The organism is Lentzea xinjiangensis (genome assembly GCF_900110955.1).
Classification (GTDB): domain Bacteria; phylum Actinomycetota; class Actinomycetes; order Mycobacteriales; family Pseudonocardiaceae; genus Lentzea; species Lentzea xinjiangensis.
Window position 1 is genome coordinate 46032 of record NZ_FOFR01000023.1, and the last position, 16179, is coordinate 62210.

The 16179-nt window shown below is 73.1% G+C and carries 3 protein-coding genes; all 3 read left to right on the top strand.

The window, feature by feature from the left end; genetic code table 11:
• Positions 1-489: 489 nt before the first annotated feature.
• The 3 genes from BMW88_RS43710 (at position 490) to BMW88_RS34365 (ending at position 16172) form a co-directional block, all read left to right on the top strand.
• Positions 490-693 carry an MbtH family protein gene (locus BMW88_RS43710; protein ID WP_245778251.1) on the top strand — a complete coding sequence of 68 codons (204 nt, stop codon included), beginning with the start codon at positions 490-492 and terminating at the stop codon, positions 691-693.
• Positions 694-1090: 397 nt separating this feature from the next.
• Positions 1091-2419, top strand: coding sequence for a serine hydrolase domain-containing protein (locus BMW88_RS34360; protein WP_177221557.1), 1329 nt, complete (start codon positions 1091-1093; stop codon positions 2417-2419).
• Positions 2420-2501: 82 nt separating this feature from the next.
• A complete protein-coding gene (locus tag BMW88_RS34365; RefSeq protein WP_089959185.1) occupies positions 2502-16172 on the top strand; it encodes a non-ribosomal peptide synthetase in 13671 nt (4556 codons plus the stop codon).
• The last annotated feature ends 7 nt before the right edge of the window (positions 16173-16179 follow it).

Genomic DNA, 16179 nt, shown 5'->3' on the forward strand with positions numbered 1-16179 from the left:
ACGGCGGCACCCTCGAGGCGCCGGCGAATGACAGCCTCTCGATCCGGCTGCCGCAGCGGCGGGATCAGCCGGGGTGGCCGAGACCGGCTCCGGTTTCGGCCGCTCGGGCTCCTGTGTCGATGTCCGCGGGCCCAGAGCCGCAGCGGCGATCAGCGGCATCGGTCCACTGTGGAGATTCCGCCCGTCGTCGGTGCACGCCTTTGTCGCAGCTGTTGTGCCGCAGTTCGGCAAGAAGTAAGCAACTCTCGGGTAGCGGCCCGTTTCCCGCTCCGCGTTCGGCTAAACATACAATTCTTTGATGTCCGGATAACGGTCATTTGAATGCTCCTTTTGGCGGTGTGTGCTGCATGTGCGGAACGACACTGTTATCGTCGGCTGTATCCGGGTGCTGGTTTGTGGGCGAGGTTTGTCTTCGCCGCTCGCGAATCATCGCCGAATCCGGCGGGTCCGCGTCCGGGCCCGGTGCCCGACCAAGAGAGGGAGAGTGCAGTGATCGATGCCCGCTACCAGGTGCTGGTCAACGACGAGGATCAGCGTTCGTTGTGGCCTTTGGGGAAAGAGCTCCCGCAGGGGTGGCGCAGTGAGGGCAAAGAGGGGTCACGACAGGAGTGCATGGACTACGTCGACTCCGTGTGGACCGACATGAGGCCGCGTAGCCTGCGGGAACGGATGGCCGCGGAAGGGCAGGCCTGACCTCGGGGCGTACGCGGGGCCCAGGTGGTCTTCTCGTCCAGTTCCTGTTCGGCGCGGTCAAACCCGGCAATCGGGTGAATTGCACGTTGTACCGTCTGGTCGCCATTGATTTCCGACGAGTTCACCACCCGTGTTGCCGGGATTACTTCTCCTGTGCGTGGCGAGGTCGATCCAATTCCGTTCGCGGGACGGTCATGTGCATGGGTGGCCGATGGAATTCTTGACGGCGTGGAATGGGGACCGGTGGGCGAGGAACCGCCGACCCGTTTCGAAACCGGGGAACCGGGCGCGCTGCTAATCGGCAGTCCGCCGGGAGTGCGCTCGAATGCAGTCGCACGTGTCCGGCGTCACAGCCGGGACATCATTCAGAAAATTTGAAACGTTCGGTGGAGAGGAAATGGTGGACCACTTACGCGAGGTGCTGGGGCGATCGGCCCGCCACAACGAGGTGCCGGGTGCGCAGCTCGTCGTCTGGTGCGACGGTGAGGCCCGGGCGTTCGAGTGGGGCGAGGAGCGGCACGGCACGGGCCGTGCGATGGGGCGTGACAGCAAGGTGCCCATCGGCTCCATCACCAAGACCTTCACGGCGACCCTGCTGATGGTCCTGGTGTCCGATGGCGACGTCGACTTGGACGAGCCGGTGGTGGAGTACCTGCCGGAGCTGCGGCAGACGCTGGGCGACAACGCCGATGTGCTCACCGCCCGCCACCTGCTCAGCCACACCGGTGGGCTGCCTTCGGACGTCGCCCCGCCGGCGGACGGCCGGGTGGCGCTGGTCGCGTCCGTGCAGGATGTCGTGCAGCCGCCGGGCGCGGGCTTCTCCTACTCCAACACCGGATACGCCGTCATCGGCCGCCTGGTCGAGGTGGTGACCGGCATGACCTTCCCGGAGGCGGTGCGCACGATCCTGCTCAAGCCGCTCGGCCTCGACCTCGGCTTCATCACGGATCCGGAACGCGCTGACCTTCCCACCGCGAGCGGCCACACCGTCAACCACGCCCTGCGCCTGGTGCGGCCCGTCGAGCAGGAGCTGACGCCCGTCGAGGCGCCCGCGGGCGGTCTCGCCGCGAGCGCCGCCGACCTGGTCGAGCTCGCGCGGATGCACCTCGCTCCCCGGCACGGCGGCATCGATCCCGGCCTGGTGAGCGCCGATCACCTCGCCGAGATGCGCCGCGCCGTGCCCGGCGCGGACCCGTTCGGTCTCGCCGACGGCTGGGGCCTGGGCCTCGCGCTCTTCCGCGGCAGCGGCAACGGCTGGCTCGGCCACGACGGCACCGCCGACGGCACCTCGTGCCACCTGCGGCTGAACCCCGATTCCGGCACGATCGTCGCCCTCACGACCAACTCCGCCACCGGCGCCAACCTGTGGCGCGACCTGCTGCCCGAGCTGCGCGCGGCGGGCATCGACCTCGCGGACAGCGCCGCGACGATCAACACCCGGCCGCGCACGTCGATCCCGCGCGAGTGCACCGGCACGTACGTCAACGGCGACACCGCTTTCTCCGTGGTGGTCGAAGGTGATGAGCTGCAGCTGGTCGTCGACGACGAACCGGCCGCGCGGCTCGCGGTGCACGACGGGTTCGTCTTCTCGGTGACGGACCTGGCCAACGGCGCGACCGGCCATCCCGGCCGCTTCCTGCGGGATCCCCGCAGCGGCCGGATCGACCGGATCCAGATCGGCGGCCGGGTCGCGGGCCGGCGACACCGCGAGCGCGACGTGGCCTGACGTTCCGGCGCAACTCCGCACACCCTTCTTCTTCCCCTGCACCCGCGGCGCTTCAGCGCGCCCGAAAGAGGTTTGGACGGCGATGACGCTCCCCGACACCGTGCCCGCCGCCGCGCCGGTCGGCGGTCAGTTCTGCTCCGAGCAGCACGACACCGTGGTCGGCCTGTTCGCTGAACAGGTCCGGCGCACCCCTTCCGCTGTGGCCGTGCTCGCAGTCGACGGCGAGCACACCTACGCGGAACTGGACGCGCGCTCGGATCGGCTCGCAGCGCGCCTGCTGGAGCTGGGTGTCCGGCCGGAACAGCCGGTCGGTGTCCTGGTGGAGCGTTCGGCCGGCCTCGTGGTCGGCCTGCTGGCGGTGCTCAAGGCAGGTGGCGCCTACGTACCGCTCGATGCTCGTGCGCCTGACGAGCGGATGGCCACCGTCCTGGTCGAAGCCGGGGTGTCGGTGCTGTTGACCGACGACACGTGGAGGGTCGTCGCGGAACGCGTGCACAGCGGACACATCCTTGCCATGGACGACGAGCGCGCAAGGGACGCGGCGACCGTGCGCGCCGCGGTGGTGCACCCGGACAACCTGGCGTACGTCGTCTTCACCTCGGGGTCCACGGGGGTGCCGAAGGGTGTGGCGACGCGGCACCGCGACGTGGTCGACCTCGCCCGCGACACGCGGTTCGCGGGCGGCGCGCACGACCGCGTGCTGGTGCATTCACCGGTGGCGTTCGACGCGTCGACCTACGAGATGTGGGTGCCGCTGCTCAACGGCGGCAGCGTCGTGGTCGCTCCTCCCGGTGACGTGGACGGGCCGGTGCTGCGGAAGGCGATCGGCGAGCACGGCGTGACCGGGCTCTTCCTGACCTCGGGCCTGTTCCGCGTGCTGGCGCAGGACGACCCGGCCTGCCTGGCGGGACTGCGGGAGGTGTGGACCGGCGGTGACGTGGTGCCCGCCGCGGCGGTGCGGCGCGTGCTGGAGGCCTGCCCCGGCACCACCGTGGTGGACGTCTACGGCCCCACCGAGACCACCACGTACGCCACCTGCCACCCCCTGCCCGGCCTCGACGCGGTGCCCGACGTGCTGCCCATCGGCCGGGCACTGGACGGCATGCGGCTGCACGTGCTGGATGACGACCTGAACCTGGTCTCCGACGGTGAGACCGGTGAGCTGTTCATCGCGGGCGCCGGCCTCGCCCGCGGCTACCTCAACCGGCCCGGTCTGACCGCCGACCGCTTCCTGGCCGACCCGTTCGGCGCGCCGGGCGAGCGCATGTACCGCACCGGCGACCTGGTCCGCTGGACGCCGGAGGGCACCGTCGACTTCGTCGGCCGCGTCGACGACCAGGTCAAGATCCGCGGTTTCCGCGTCGAGACCGCCGAGGTCGAGGCCGTGCTGGCGGGGCACCCCGGTGTCGCGCAGGCCGCGGTGGTGGCGCAGGTGGACCCGAGCGGGGCCAAGCGCCTGGTCGCCCACGTCGTCGCGGCCGGTGCCACCGCGCCCTCCGCCGACGACCTGCGCGCCGTCGTCCTGCGTTCGCTGCCCGACTACATGGTGCCGTCGGCGTTCACGACGCTGGACCGCCTTCCGCTCAACTCGAACGGGAAGCTCGACCGCAAGGCGCTGCCGGAGCCCGAGTGGGGCCCGGAACGGCGCGCGGGGCACGTCGCGCCGCGCACCCCTGCCGAGCGCGCCATCGCGCGGGCGTGGGCCGAGGTGCTCGGAGTGGCCGCCGACCGGGTCGGCGCGCAGGACGACTTCCTGTCCCTGGGCGGGGACTCGATCCAGGCCCTCCGGGTGGCGTCGCGGCTGCGCGCGGCGCTGGACGTGCCGTTGTCCACCAGGGACCTGATGGACGCGCGGACCGTGGCCGGACTCGCCGGCCTGCTCGCCGACCGCCTGCCCATCGCGGCAGGCGACCGGATCACGCCCGTGCCGAGCGACAGCGCGCTGCCGCTCTCCCCGGCGCAGCACCGGTTGTGGCTGCAGCACCGGCTCGACCCCACGGCCACCGACTACAACACCGGGGTCGGCCTGCGGTTGCGCGGCCCGCTCGACGTCGACGCCCTGCGGACCGCGCTGGACGGGCTGGTCGAGCGGCACGAGGTCATGCGGACGACTTTCGAGGAGGTCGACGGCGACGGCGTCCAGGTCGTGCGGGCACACGTGCCGGTGCCGCTGCGCGTGGAGGACCTCTCCGCTGTCGCGCCCGCCGAGCGGGACGACGCGCTCGACCGGCTGTGCGTGGAGGAGCTGACGACGCCGTTCGACCTGGGTGCCGGGCCACTGGCCCGCGCCGTGCTCGCCAGGCTGGCCGACGACGACCACGTGCTGCTGCTCGACCAGCACCACATCGCCACCGACGGCTGGTCGGTCCGCGTCCAGGTCGACGACCTGCTCGAGCTGTACCGGTCCGCCGTCCGAAGAACGACAGCCGACCTCAAGCCGTTACCGGTCCGCTACGCCGACTTCGCGGCGTGGCAGCGTCGCCGCCTCGAAGACCCCGTCGTGGCGCGGGACGTGGACCACTGGCGCCGCGTCCTCGCCGACCTCGAACCCCTCGACCTGCCCACCGACCGGCCCCGGCCCGCCCAGCGCACCACGGCGGGTGCCGTGCACCGCGAAGCCCTGCCGGACCCGCTGGTGCGGCGCTTGGCCGAGGTCGGCCGGAACGGCGGCACCACGCTGTTCACCACGCTGGCGGCCGCGGTGCAGCTGTTGCTCGCCCGCTACACCGGCCGGCGTGACGTGGCCGTGGGCACCGCGTCCGCGGGACGCGGCCGGCCGGAGCTCGACGACCTCGTCGGGTTCTTCGTCAACACCCTCGTGCTGCGGTCCACAGTGGACCCGGCCGTGCCGTTCGAGCGGTTCCTCGCCGACGTCCGGGACACCGCGCTCGACGCGTTCGCCCACGACGAGGTCCCGTTCGACCGGCTCGTCGACGAGCTGCGGCCGGACCGCGATCCGAGCCGCACGCCGCTCGTGCAGGCACTCGTCGTGCTGCAGCAGGAGATGGTGCGGCCCAGGGCGGTCGACGCGCTGAGCGTCACCGAGCACCACCTGCCGCGGCCGCGGGCGCGGTTCGAGCTGCTGGTGGAGTTCTGGCCCCGCGACGGCGCGCTGGACGTCTCCTTCGAGTACAACACCGACCTGTGGGACGCCGCGACGATCGAGCGGATGGCCGGCCACCTGAGGGTCCTGCTGGAGGCCGTCGCCGCCGATCCCGGCCGTCCCCTGGGCGAGCTCCCGCTGCTCGGAGCGCGGGAACGCGAGCAGGTGCTGCGAGCGTTCAACGACACCGCGTGCGAACGGTCCCCGGCCACGATCACCGGCCTCTTCGCCGAACAGGTCCTCCGCGCACCCGACGCCGAGGCCGTCGTCGCCGGCGGCACGTCGCTGACCTGCGCCGAGCTGGACGCCCGCGCCAACCGCCTGGCCCACCACCTGCTGCGGCACGGGCTGCGCGCGGAGGAGCCCGTGGCCCTGCTGCTGAGCCGCTCGGCCGAGCTCGTGACCGCCGAGCTGGCGGTGGTCAAGGCCGGTGGGGCGTACGTCCCGCTCGACACCAGGGCGCCCGCCGAGCGGCTGGCCGTGCTGCTGGCGGGGAGCGGCGCCGGCATCGTCCTCACCGACCGCACCTGGTTCGCCACCGCACAGGAGGTCCACAAAGGACGCGTTGTCGTGCTGGACGCCGAGGACCTGACGGGGGAGTCGGCGTCGGCACCGGACGTGGTCGTGCACCCGGACCAGCTCGCCTACGTCATGCACACCTCGGGGTCCACCGGCGTGCCCAAGGGCGTCGCCGTGCGGCACCGCGACGTCACCGACCTCGTGCGCGACCGGCGGTTCGACGGCGGCGCGCACGACCGGGTCCTGCTGCACTCCGCGCCCGCGTTCGACGCCACCACCTACGAGCTGTGGGTGCCGCTGCTGAGCGGTGGCACCGTCGTGGTCGCCCCGGCAGGGGATCTCGACGCGGACCGGATCCGCGAGCTGGTCACCGGGCACGGCCTCACCGGGCTGTGGCTGACCGCCGGCCTGTTCCGGGTCATCGCGCAGGACGACCCGGACTGCCTGACCGGGCTGCGCGAGGTGTGGACCGGCGGCGACGTCGTGCCCGCGCCCGCGGTCCGGCGGGTGCTGCGCGCCTGCCCCGGCATCGCCGTGGTCAACGGCTACGGCCCCACCGAGACCACCACCTTCGCCACCGCGCACCGCATGCTTGACGCCGACGCCGTCGGGGACGTGGTGCCCATCGGCCGCCCGCTGGACGGCATGCGCCTGCGCGTGCTCGACGACACCCTGTCGCCCGCACCGATCGGCGTTCCCGGCGAGCTGTTCATCGCGGGCTCCGGCTTGGCGCGCGGTTACGCGGGCCGGCCTGGGCTGACCGCGGCGCGGTTCGTGGCCGACCCGTTCGGGGCGCCGGGGGAGCGGATGTACCGCACCGGCGACCTGGTGCGGTGGCGGGCCGACGGCACGGTGGAGTTCGTCGGCCGCACCGACGACCAGGTCAAGATCCGCGGCTTCCGCGTCGAGCCGGGCGAGGTCGACACGGCCCTGTCCGGGCACCCCGCCGTCGCCGGGTCGGTGACGGTCGTGCGCACCGACGACACCGGGCGCAAGCGGCTGGTCACCTATCTGACCACTGTGGACAGCGCACCCGACGTGGCGGAGCTGCGGGAGTTCCTCGGCCGGGGGCTGCCGGACTACCTCGTGCCCTCCGCGTTCGTCGTCCTGGACGCGCTGCCGCTCAACGCGAGCGGCAAGGTCGACCGGCGCGCCCTGCCCGACCCGGTGTGGGCCGCCGCCACCGCCACCCACGTCGCGCCCGCCGACGGACCGGAGGCCGTCCTGGCGGGGATCTGGGCGGAGCTGCTCGGCGTCGACCGGGTGGGTGCCGGTGACAACTTCTTCGAGCTGGGCGGTGACTCCATCCTCAGCATCCAGGTGGTGTCGCGTGCCCGGCAGGCCGGGCTCGCCCTCACCCCCGGCGACCTGTTCCGGCACCCCACCGTGGCGGCTCTCGCGGCCGCCGCGGCCGTCGCCGGGCCCACCGAGGCGGACCAGGGCCGGGTGGTGGGCGACGTGCCGCTCACCCCGGTGCAACGGTGGTTGTTCGCGACGAACCCCGACCACCCCGACCACTTCAACCAGGCGCTGGCCGCCGAGCTGGCGCACGACGTGGACACCGATGCCCTGCGCCGGGCGTTGGCGGCGCTGGTGGAGCACCACGACGCGCTGCGGATGCGGTTCGAGCGCACGCACTCCGGGTGGCGGCAGCACAACGCGCCGGTCGAGCGGGCCGAGCTGCTGACCACCGGGCACACCACGGGGTTCGACCTCGCGACCGGTCCGCTGCTGCACGCCGAGCTGCAGCGCCCCGCCGGGGAGCGCCCGGTGCTCCGCCTGACCGTCCACCACCTCGTCGTGGACGGCGTGTCGTGGCGCGTGTTGCTGGAGGACCTCGTCACGGCCTACGACCAGGCCGTGCGCGGTGAGCCGGTGCGCTTGGCCGCCAAGACGACCTCGTTCAAGGACTGGGCGCACCTGCTCGTCCGGCACACCGCCGACGGCGGGTTCGACGACGAACGCGACCACTGGGCCGCGATCGCCGAGGTGGACCCGTCCCTGCCGGTCGACCGCGACGGTCCCAACACGGCCGGGTCCACCAGGGCCGTGTCGGTCCGGCTCGACCAGGAGACCACCAGGGCACTGCTGCAGGACGTGCCCGGCGCCTACCGCACGCAGGTCAACGACGTGCTGCTCAGCGCGCTCGGCCGGGTGCTGGCCGGCTGGACCGGCCGCCGGCGGGTGCCGGTGGACCTGGAGGGCCACGGCCGTGAGGACGTGCTCGACGGTGTCGACCTCTCCCGCACGGTCGGGTGGTTCACCTCGATCTTCCCCGTCGCGCCGGACGTGCCGGAGGGCGACTGGACAGACGGCCATTGGGGCACGGTCCTCAAGTCGGTCAAGGAACAACTGCGTTCCGTGCCCCGCAAGGGAATCGGCCACGGCGCCCTGTACGAGCCCGGCACCGGCGGCCCGCGGATCAGCCTCAACTACCTCGGCCGGCTCGACTGGTCGGCCGTGGAGGGAGGCGTGCTGCACGCCGTGCGCGGGAGCCTGGAACTCGACAGCGCGCCCGACGCGCCGCGCCCGCACCTGCTCGACGTCGTCGGCGCGGTCGAGCACGGCTGCCTCGACCTCACCTGGTACTTCAGCGATCAGGTGCACGACGAGAAGACCGTGCGAGGCCTGGCCGAGGCGATGGCCACGGCGTTGCGGGAGATCGTGGTGCACTGCGCCCAGCCCGGTGCCGGTGGCCGGACGCCGTCGGACTTCCCGCTGGCGGGCTTGGACCAGGCCGCGGTCGACCGGCTGGCCGGTGACGGCCGGGACGTGGAGGACGTCTACCCGCTGACGCCGATGCAGGCCGGCATGGTCTTCCACGGCCTGGTCGACGGCGCGACCTCCGGCGCCTACTTCAACCAGGTCCGCTTCCGGCTCTCCGGCGTGACCGATCCGCGTGCGCTGGGTGAGGCCTGGCAGCGGGTCGTGGACCGCAACGCCGTGCTGCGCAGCGAGGTGGTGTGGGACGGGCTGGCGGAACCGCTGCAGGTGGTGCGCCCCCGCGTCCCGCTCCCGATCACCCACCTCGACTGGAGCGGCCTCGACGAGCAGGGTCAGGACGAGCAGTTGCGCGCGCTGCTGGACAGCGACCGCGCCGCCGGACTGGACTTGGCCACCGCACCGCTGATGCGCGTGTCGCTCGCCCGGCTCTCGGACGACGAGGTGCTGGTGCTCTGGACGTTCCACCACGTGCTGCTGGACGGGTGGAGCGCGGCCCAGCTGTTCACCGAGGTCTGCGAGCACCACGCCGCCATCACCCGCGGCGCGGCCGGGCCCACCGCGGCCCGGCCTCCGTTCCGCGAGTACCTGCACTGGCTGGAGCGGCAGGACGGCACGGAGGCCGAGCGGTACTGGCGGCGGGTGCTCGACGGCTTCGCCGAGACCACCCCGCTGCCCTTCGACCGCCGTCCGGTCGACGCGCACCGGGCGCAGTCCGGAGGCACCGTCCGCTTCGAACTGTCCGCCGCCGCCACCGAGCGGCTGCGCGAAGCGGCCCAGCGCCACGGTCTGACGGTGAACACCGTGGTGCAGGGCGCGTGGGCGGTCCTGCTGGCCCGCTACGCGGGCACGTCCGACGTCGTGTTCGGCACCACCGTGTCCGGCCGGCCCGCGGACCTGCCGGGCGTCGAGTCGACGGTGGGCATGTTCATCAACACCGTGCCCACCCGCGTCGCCGTCGACCGCGGTCGTGACCAGTTGTCGTGGCTGCGGGAACTGCAGACCGACCAGGCCGAGGCACGGCGCTTCGAGCACGTGCCCCTGACGCGGCTGCGCGGGTGGAGCGCGCTGCCCGGTGGCGCGAACCTCTTCGACAGCATCCTGGTGTTCGAGAACTACCCGTTCGACGAGGACGCGATGGCCGCGCACGGCTTGCGGCTGCACGACGTGCACGCGCACGAGCCCACCAACTACGCGCTCACCGTCGTGGTGTCACCCGGCGCGCGCCTCGTCATCGAGCTCGACCACGACCCGGCCCTGTTCGACGAGTCCACAGTGGACCGGATCGGCCGGCACCTGCGGATGCTCCTGGACGACGTGCTCGCCGAGCCGGCCCGGCCGCTGGGCGAGCTGCGGCTGCTCGACGACGCCGAACGCGAGCAGGTGCTCGTGGAGTGGAACCCCTCCGGCCGGGACTTCCCGGTCGCGACGCTGCCGCGGCTGTTCGCCGAGCAGGCCGCCCGCACGCCCGGGGCCGTCGCGGTCACCTGCGAGGGCGAGCACCTGACCTACGCCGAGCTGGACGCCCGCGCCAACCGGTTGGCGCACCTGTTGATCGAGCGCGGCGCGGGACCCGAGCGGTACGTCGCCCTGCGGCTGCCCCGCTCCACGGACTTGGTCGTGGCGGTGCTGGGCGTGCTCAAGTCCGGCGCGGCCTACCTGCCGATCGACCCGTCGTACCCCGAGGACCGGATCGCGGGCATGGTCTCCGACACCCGGCCGGTGGCCGTGCTGACGGAGCTGCCCGACCTGACCGGTCGGCCCTGTGCGGAACCGGATGTCGCACTGCGGCCGGAGAACCCCGCCTACGTCATCTACACCTCCGGCTCCACGGGCAAGCCCAAGGGCGTCGTCGTGCCGCACGCCAACGTGGCCCGGCTGTTCTCCGCCACCGACGCCTGGTTCGGGTTCGGCGCCGATGACGTGTGGACGCTGTTCCACAGCTACGCCTTCGACTTCTCCGTGTGGGAGCTGTGGGGCCCGCTGCTGCACGGCGGACGGCTCGTGGTCGTGCCCCACGAGGTGTCGCGCTCGCCGGGCGAGTTCGCCGCGCTGCTGGCGCGGGAGCGGGTCACGGTGCTCAACCAGACGCCGTCGGCGTTCTACCAGCTCATCGCCGAGCAGCCGGCGGGCCTGTGCCTCCGGTACGTGATCTTCGGTGGTGAGGCGCTGGACGTGCGCAAGCTGGCGGCCTGGAACGGTCCCGGCGAGCTGATCAACATGTACGGCATCACCGAGACCACCGTGCACGTCACGTGGACGCCCGCCGACGGCACCGTCGGCGAACCCATCCCGGACCTGCGCGTGTACGTCCTCGACGAGGACCTGCGGCCCGTGCCGCCCGGTGTCGTCGGCGAGATGCACGTCGCCGGAGCGGGACTGGCGCGCGGCTACCTCAACCGGCCGGGCCTGACCGCGTCCCGGTTCGTCGCCGACCCGTTCGGCGAACCCGGATCGCGCATGTACCGCACCGGCGACCTGGCCCGCTGGAAGGACGGCAGGCTCGACTACCTCGGCCGCGCCGACCACCAGGTCAAGATCCGCGGCTTCCGCATCGAGCTCGGGGAGGTCGAGGCCGCGCTCGAAGCACATCCCGACGTGACCGCGGCGGTGGCCGACGTCCGCGAGCACGCCGGGCGCAAGGTCATCGTCGGCTACGTCGTCGGCGGTCACGGCGTCGACCTGCGCGGGTTCCTGGCGCGGACCCTGCCCGACCACATGGTGCCCTCGGCGTTCGTGCACCTGGACCGGCTCCCGTTGACCGGCAACGGGAAGCTCGACCGCAAGGCGCTGCCCGCGCCGGAGTGGGAGACGACCGGCGCACGGCACGTCGAGCCGCGCACGGAGACCGAACGCGTGCTCGCGGACATCTGGGCGCAGGTGCTGGGGCTCGACCGGGTCGGAGTCGAGGACGACTTCTTCGAGCTGGGCGGCGACTCGATCATCAGCATCCAGGTCGTGTCGCGGGCCCGCCAGGCCGGGTACGGCCTGGCGCCGCGCGACCTGTTCCGCAGCCCGACGGTCGCCGCGCTCGCCGCGGCCGTGCCCGCGGTCGCCGCGCAGGAGGGCGTGCCGCAGGGGCCGGTCGTCGGCGAGGTCCCGCTGACACCGATCCAGCGCTGGTTCCTCGACGCGGAACCGCCGCACCCCGAGCACTTCGACCAGTCCGTCCGGGTCGAGTTCGCTGACGACGTCGACCTCGTGGCGTTGCGGACGGCGTTGGCGGGCCTGGTGGAGCACCACGACGCGCTGCGGATGCGGTTCGACCGCACCGGCTCCGGCTGGCGGCAGCACAACCCGCCGGTCGAACCCGTCGACGTGCTGTCCGAAGTGGACGGCGGGTTCGACCTGAGCCGCGGGCCGTTGCTGCGGGCGACACCGCTCACGTCTCGCGAGGTCCGGTTCACCGCGCACCACCTGGTCGTCGACGGCGTGTCCTGGCGGGTCCTGCTGGAGGACCTGGAGACCGCCTACCTGCAAGCCGTGCGCGGCGAACAGGTCGTGCTCAGGGCGAAGACCACGTCGTTCCGCGACTGGGCGCACCGGCTGGCCGAGTACACCGCGGGCGGCGGGTTCGACGACGAGGCCGACCACTGGGCGGGTGTCACCGGCGACCCCGGCGTACCCGTGGACCGCCACGGCACCGGCACCACCGGTTCCGCGCGCGGTGTCACCGCCGAGCTGGACGCCGACGTGACGCGGGCACTGCTGCAGGACGTGCCCGCCGTGTACCGCACGCAGGTCAACGACGTGCTGCTCAGTGCGCTGGGACGGGTGCTGTCCGGGTGGACGGGCCGGGACCGGGTCCTGGTGGACCTCGAGGGCCACGGCCGGGACGGCGACTTCCTCGACGGCGTCGACCTGTCCCGCACGGTCGGCTGGTTCACCTCGGTGTTCCCGGTGGCGCTCGACGTGCCGGCGGGGCACTGGGGCGAGGTGCTGAAGGCGACCAAGGAGCGGCTGCGCGCGGTGCCCCGGCGCGGCATCGGCCACGGTGCCCGGTACGGCGGCGTGCAACCCTCGGTCGCGTTCAACTACCTCGGGCAGTTCGACGGCGCGGCGGGCGGCACGGCGTTCCGCACGGTCGGTGGCCTGACCGCCGATGCCGCACCCGACACACCGCGGCACCACCTGCTCGACGTCGTCGGCGCCGTCGAGGACAAGCGGCTCCGGCTCACCTGGTACTACAGCGACGAGGTGCACGACGAGTCGACCGTGCGGGCCCTGGCCGAGGCGATGGCGGTGGCGCTGCGGGAGATCGTGGCGCACTGCGCCCAGCCCGGCGCGGGTGGCCGCACACCGTCGGACTTCCCGCTGGCGGGCCTGGACCAGGCCGCGGTGGACCGGATCGCCGGGGACGGCCGCGACGTCGAGGACATCTACCCGCTCACGCCGATGCAGGCGGGCATGGTCTTCCACAGCCTGTCCCACGGCCACGAGGGCCTCTACACCGAGCGGATCTCGTTCGTGCTGGACGGTGTCACCGACGTCGAGGCGCTGGCCCGCGCGTGGCGGGAGGTGGTCGCGCGGACCCCGGTCCTGCGCAGCCGCGTCGTGTGGGAGGGCGTCGACCGGCCGGTGCAGGTGGTGTGCCGCGAGGTCGACCTGCCCATCTCCGCCACGCCGGACGACGAGGAGCTGGACCTCGGCACCGCGCCGCTGATGCGGCTGGTGCTGACGCGCGAGTCCGGCACGGCCGTCCGGGTCGGGTGGACGTTCCACCACGTGCTGCTCGACGGGTGGAGCACGTTCCAGGTGCTCGGCGACGTGCTGGCCTGCTACGCGGCCTTCACCGCCGGGCAGGAACCCGAGCTCCCGGCCCGCCGCCCGTTCGGCGACTACCTGCGCTGGCTGTCCACTCAGGACCTGAAGGCGGCGGAAACCCACTGGCGCCAGGTGCTGGGCGGGCTCGACGCTCCCACACCGCTGCCGCTCGACCGGCTGGCCGAACCGGGCCACGCCACCCGCTCGGCCGCGTGGACCACGATGACGCTGCCCGGCGACGAACTGCGCGACTTCGCGCAGCGCAACGGGTTGACGCTCAACGCCGTCGTGCAGGGCGCGTGGGCGTTGCTGCTGTCGCGCTACAGCGGGCAGACCGACGTGTGCTTCGGCTCCACCGTGTCCGGCCGCCCGGCCGGCCTGTCCGGCGCCGACGCCATCACCGGCATGTTCATCAACACCTTGCCCGTGCGGACGTCGGTCGTGGACGACGAGCCGGTCGCGGCGTGGCTGCGGCGGTTGCAGGCCGACCAGGCCGAGGCCAGGCGGTTCGAGCACGTGTCGCTCGCGGACCTGCAGGCGTGGACCGGCACGGAGCTGTTCACGAGCATCCTGGTCTTCGAGAACTACCCGATCGACGAGGCCGCGACCCACGGCGTCACCGTGCGGGACCTGGACGCCGTGGAGACGACCAACTACCCGCTCAGCCTGGGCGTCCGCCCCGGCGCGGACCTGGAGTTCCGGCTGAGCTACGACCCGGCGCTGTTCGACCTCGCCACGGTCGAGCGCGTCGCCGGCCACCTGGCCGCGGCGCTGCTCGGCCTGACCGCCGACCCCGGCAGGGCGGTGGGCGAGGTCGACGTCCTCGGTGACGCCGAGCGGCGGCTCGTCCTGCCGGAGCGCGTCGAGACCGGTGGCCCGGACACGACCGTCGCCGAGCTGTTCGCCGCTCAGGCGGACCTCACTCCCGGCGCGACGGCCGTGGTCGCCGGTGGCACGTCGCTCAGCTACGCCGAACTGGACGCCCGCGCGAACCGGTTGGCGCAGCGGCTGATCTCGCTCGGCGTGCGACAGGAGGAACGCGTCGGCTTGCTGCTGCGCCGATCCGCCGACGTGGTGGTCGCGGTGCTCGCCGTGCTCAAGGCGGGCGCCGCGTACCTGCCGCTGGACAGCAGGGCGCCGGAGGAACGCCAACGGCTGGTGCTGGAACAGGCCGGGAGCCGGGTGCTGATCACCGACGCCGACGTCGTCCCGTTCGACGGGCACGTCCTGGTCCCCGACGGTGAGGAGTCGGCCGACCGGCCCAGGGTGGCCGCGCACCCGGACGGCCTCGCCTACGTGGAGTTCACCTCCGGCTCCACCGGCACGCCGAAGGGCGTGGCCGTGCGGCACCGGGACGTGGTCGCGCTGGCGCTGGACCCGCGGTTCGACGGCCCGGCCCACCGCACGGTGCTCATGCACTCCCCGTTGGCGTTCGACGCGTCCACCTACGAGCTGTGGGTGCCGTTGCTGCGCGGTGGGCGAGTGGTCGTCGCACCGCCGGAGGACCTCGACGCGGCGGCGCTGCGCGACCTGATCACCGCCCACGGCGTGACGGCGTTGTGGCTGACGGCGGGCCTGTTCCGGGTGCTGGCCCAGGACTCGCCCGGCTGCCTGGCGGGCGTGGCGGAGGTGTGGACCGGCGGCGACGTCGTGCCCGCGCCGGCGGTCCGCCAGGTGATGGCGGCCTGTCCCGGCTTGGTGGTGGTCGACGGGTACGGGCCGACCGAGACCACGACCTTCGCGACGGCGCACCGGATGACCGAGCACGTGCCCGACACAGTGCCCATCGGCACCCCGCTGGACGGCATGTCCGCCTACGTGCTGGACGACCGGCTGCGACCGGTGCCGGTGGGAGTGCCGGGCGAGCTGTACCTCGCGGGTGCCGGCCTGGCCCGCGGCTACCTCGACCGGCCCGGCCTGACCGCGTCCCGGTTCGTCGCCTGCCCGTTCGGCGTGCCGGGGGAGCGGATGTACCGCACCGGCGACGTCGTGCGGTGGCTGCCGGACGGCGTGCTGGAGTTCGCCGGCCGCGCCGACGACCAGGTGAAGCTGCGCGGGTTCCGCATCGAGCTCGGCGAGGTCGAAGCGGTCCTGGGCCGCCACCCCGACGTGGGCGGGCTGGTCGTGGTGGTCCGCGAGGACGCGCTCGGCGGCAAGCAGCTCGTGGCCTACCTGGTGCCCGCCGGGCCCGGCCGGGAGCCGGACCCGGCGGACCTGGCGGCGTTCACGGGACGGACCCTGCCCGACTACATGGTGCCCTCGGCGTTCGTAATGCTCGACGCGCTGCCGTTGAGCGCCAACGGGAAGGTCGACCGGGCCGCGCTGCCCGCACCCTCCACCCCGGTGCCCGCCGCGCGGTACGTGGCGCCCAGGACCGACACCGAACAGGTGATGGCCGGGATCTGGGAGGAGGTGCTGGGCGTGGACCGCGTCGGCGCCGAGGACGACTTCACCGCCCTCGGCGGCGACTCCATGCGCAGCCTGCTCGTCACGTCCCGCTGCCGCGCCGCCTTCGACGTGCCGCTGACCCCGCACGACGTCCTCACCGCCCGCACGGTCGCCGACCTGGCACGGCTGGTCGAGGAGAAGATCCTGCTCGAGCTCGAACGAGTCGCCCTCGATGACGGCGCCACCCCGAACCTGTGAGGAGACA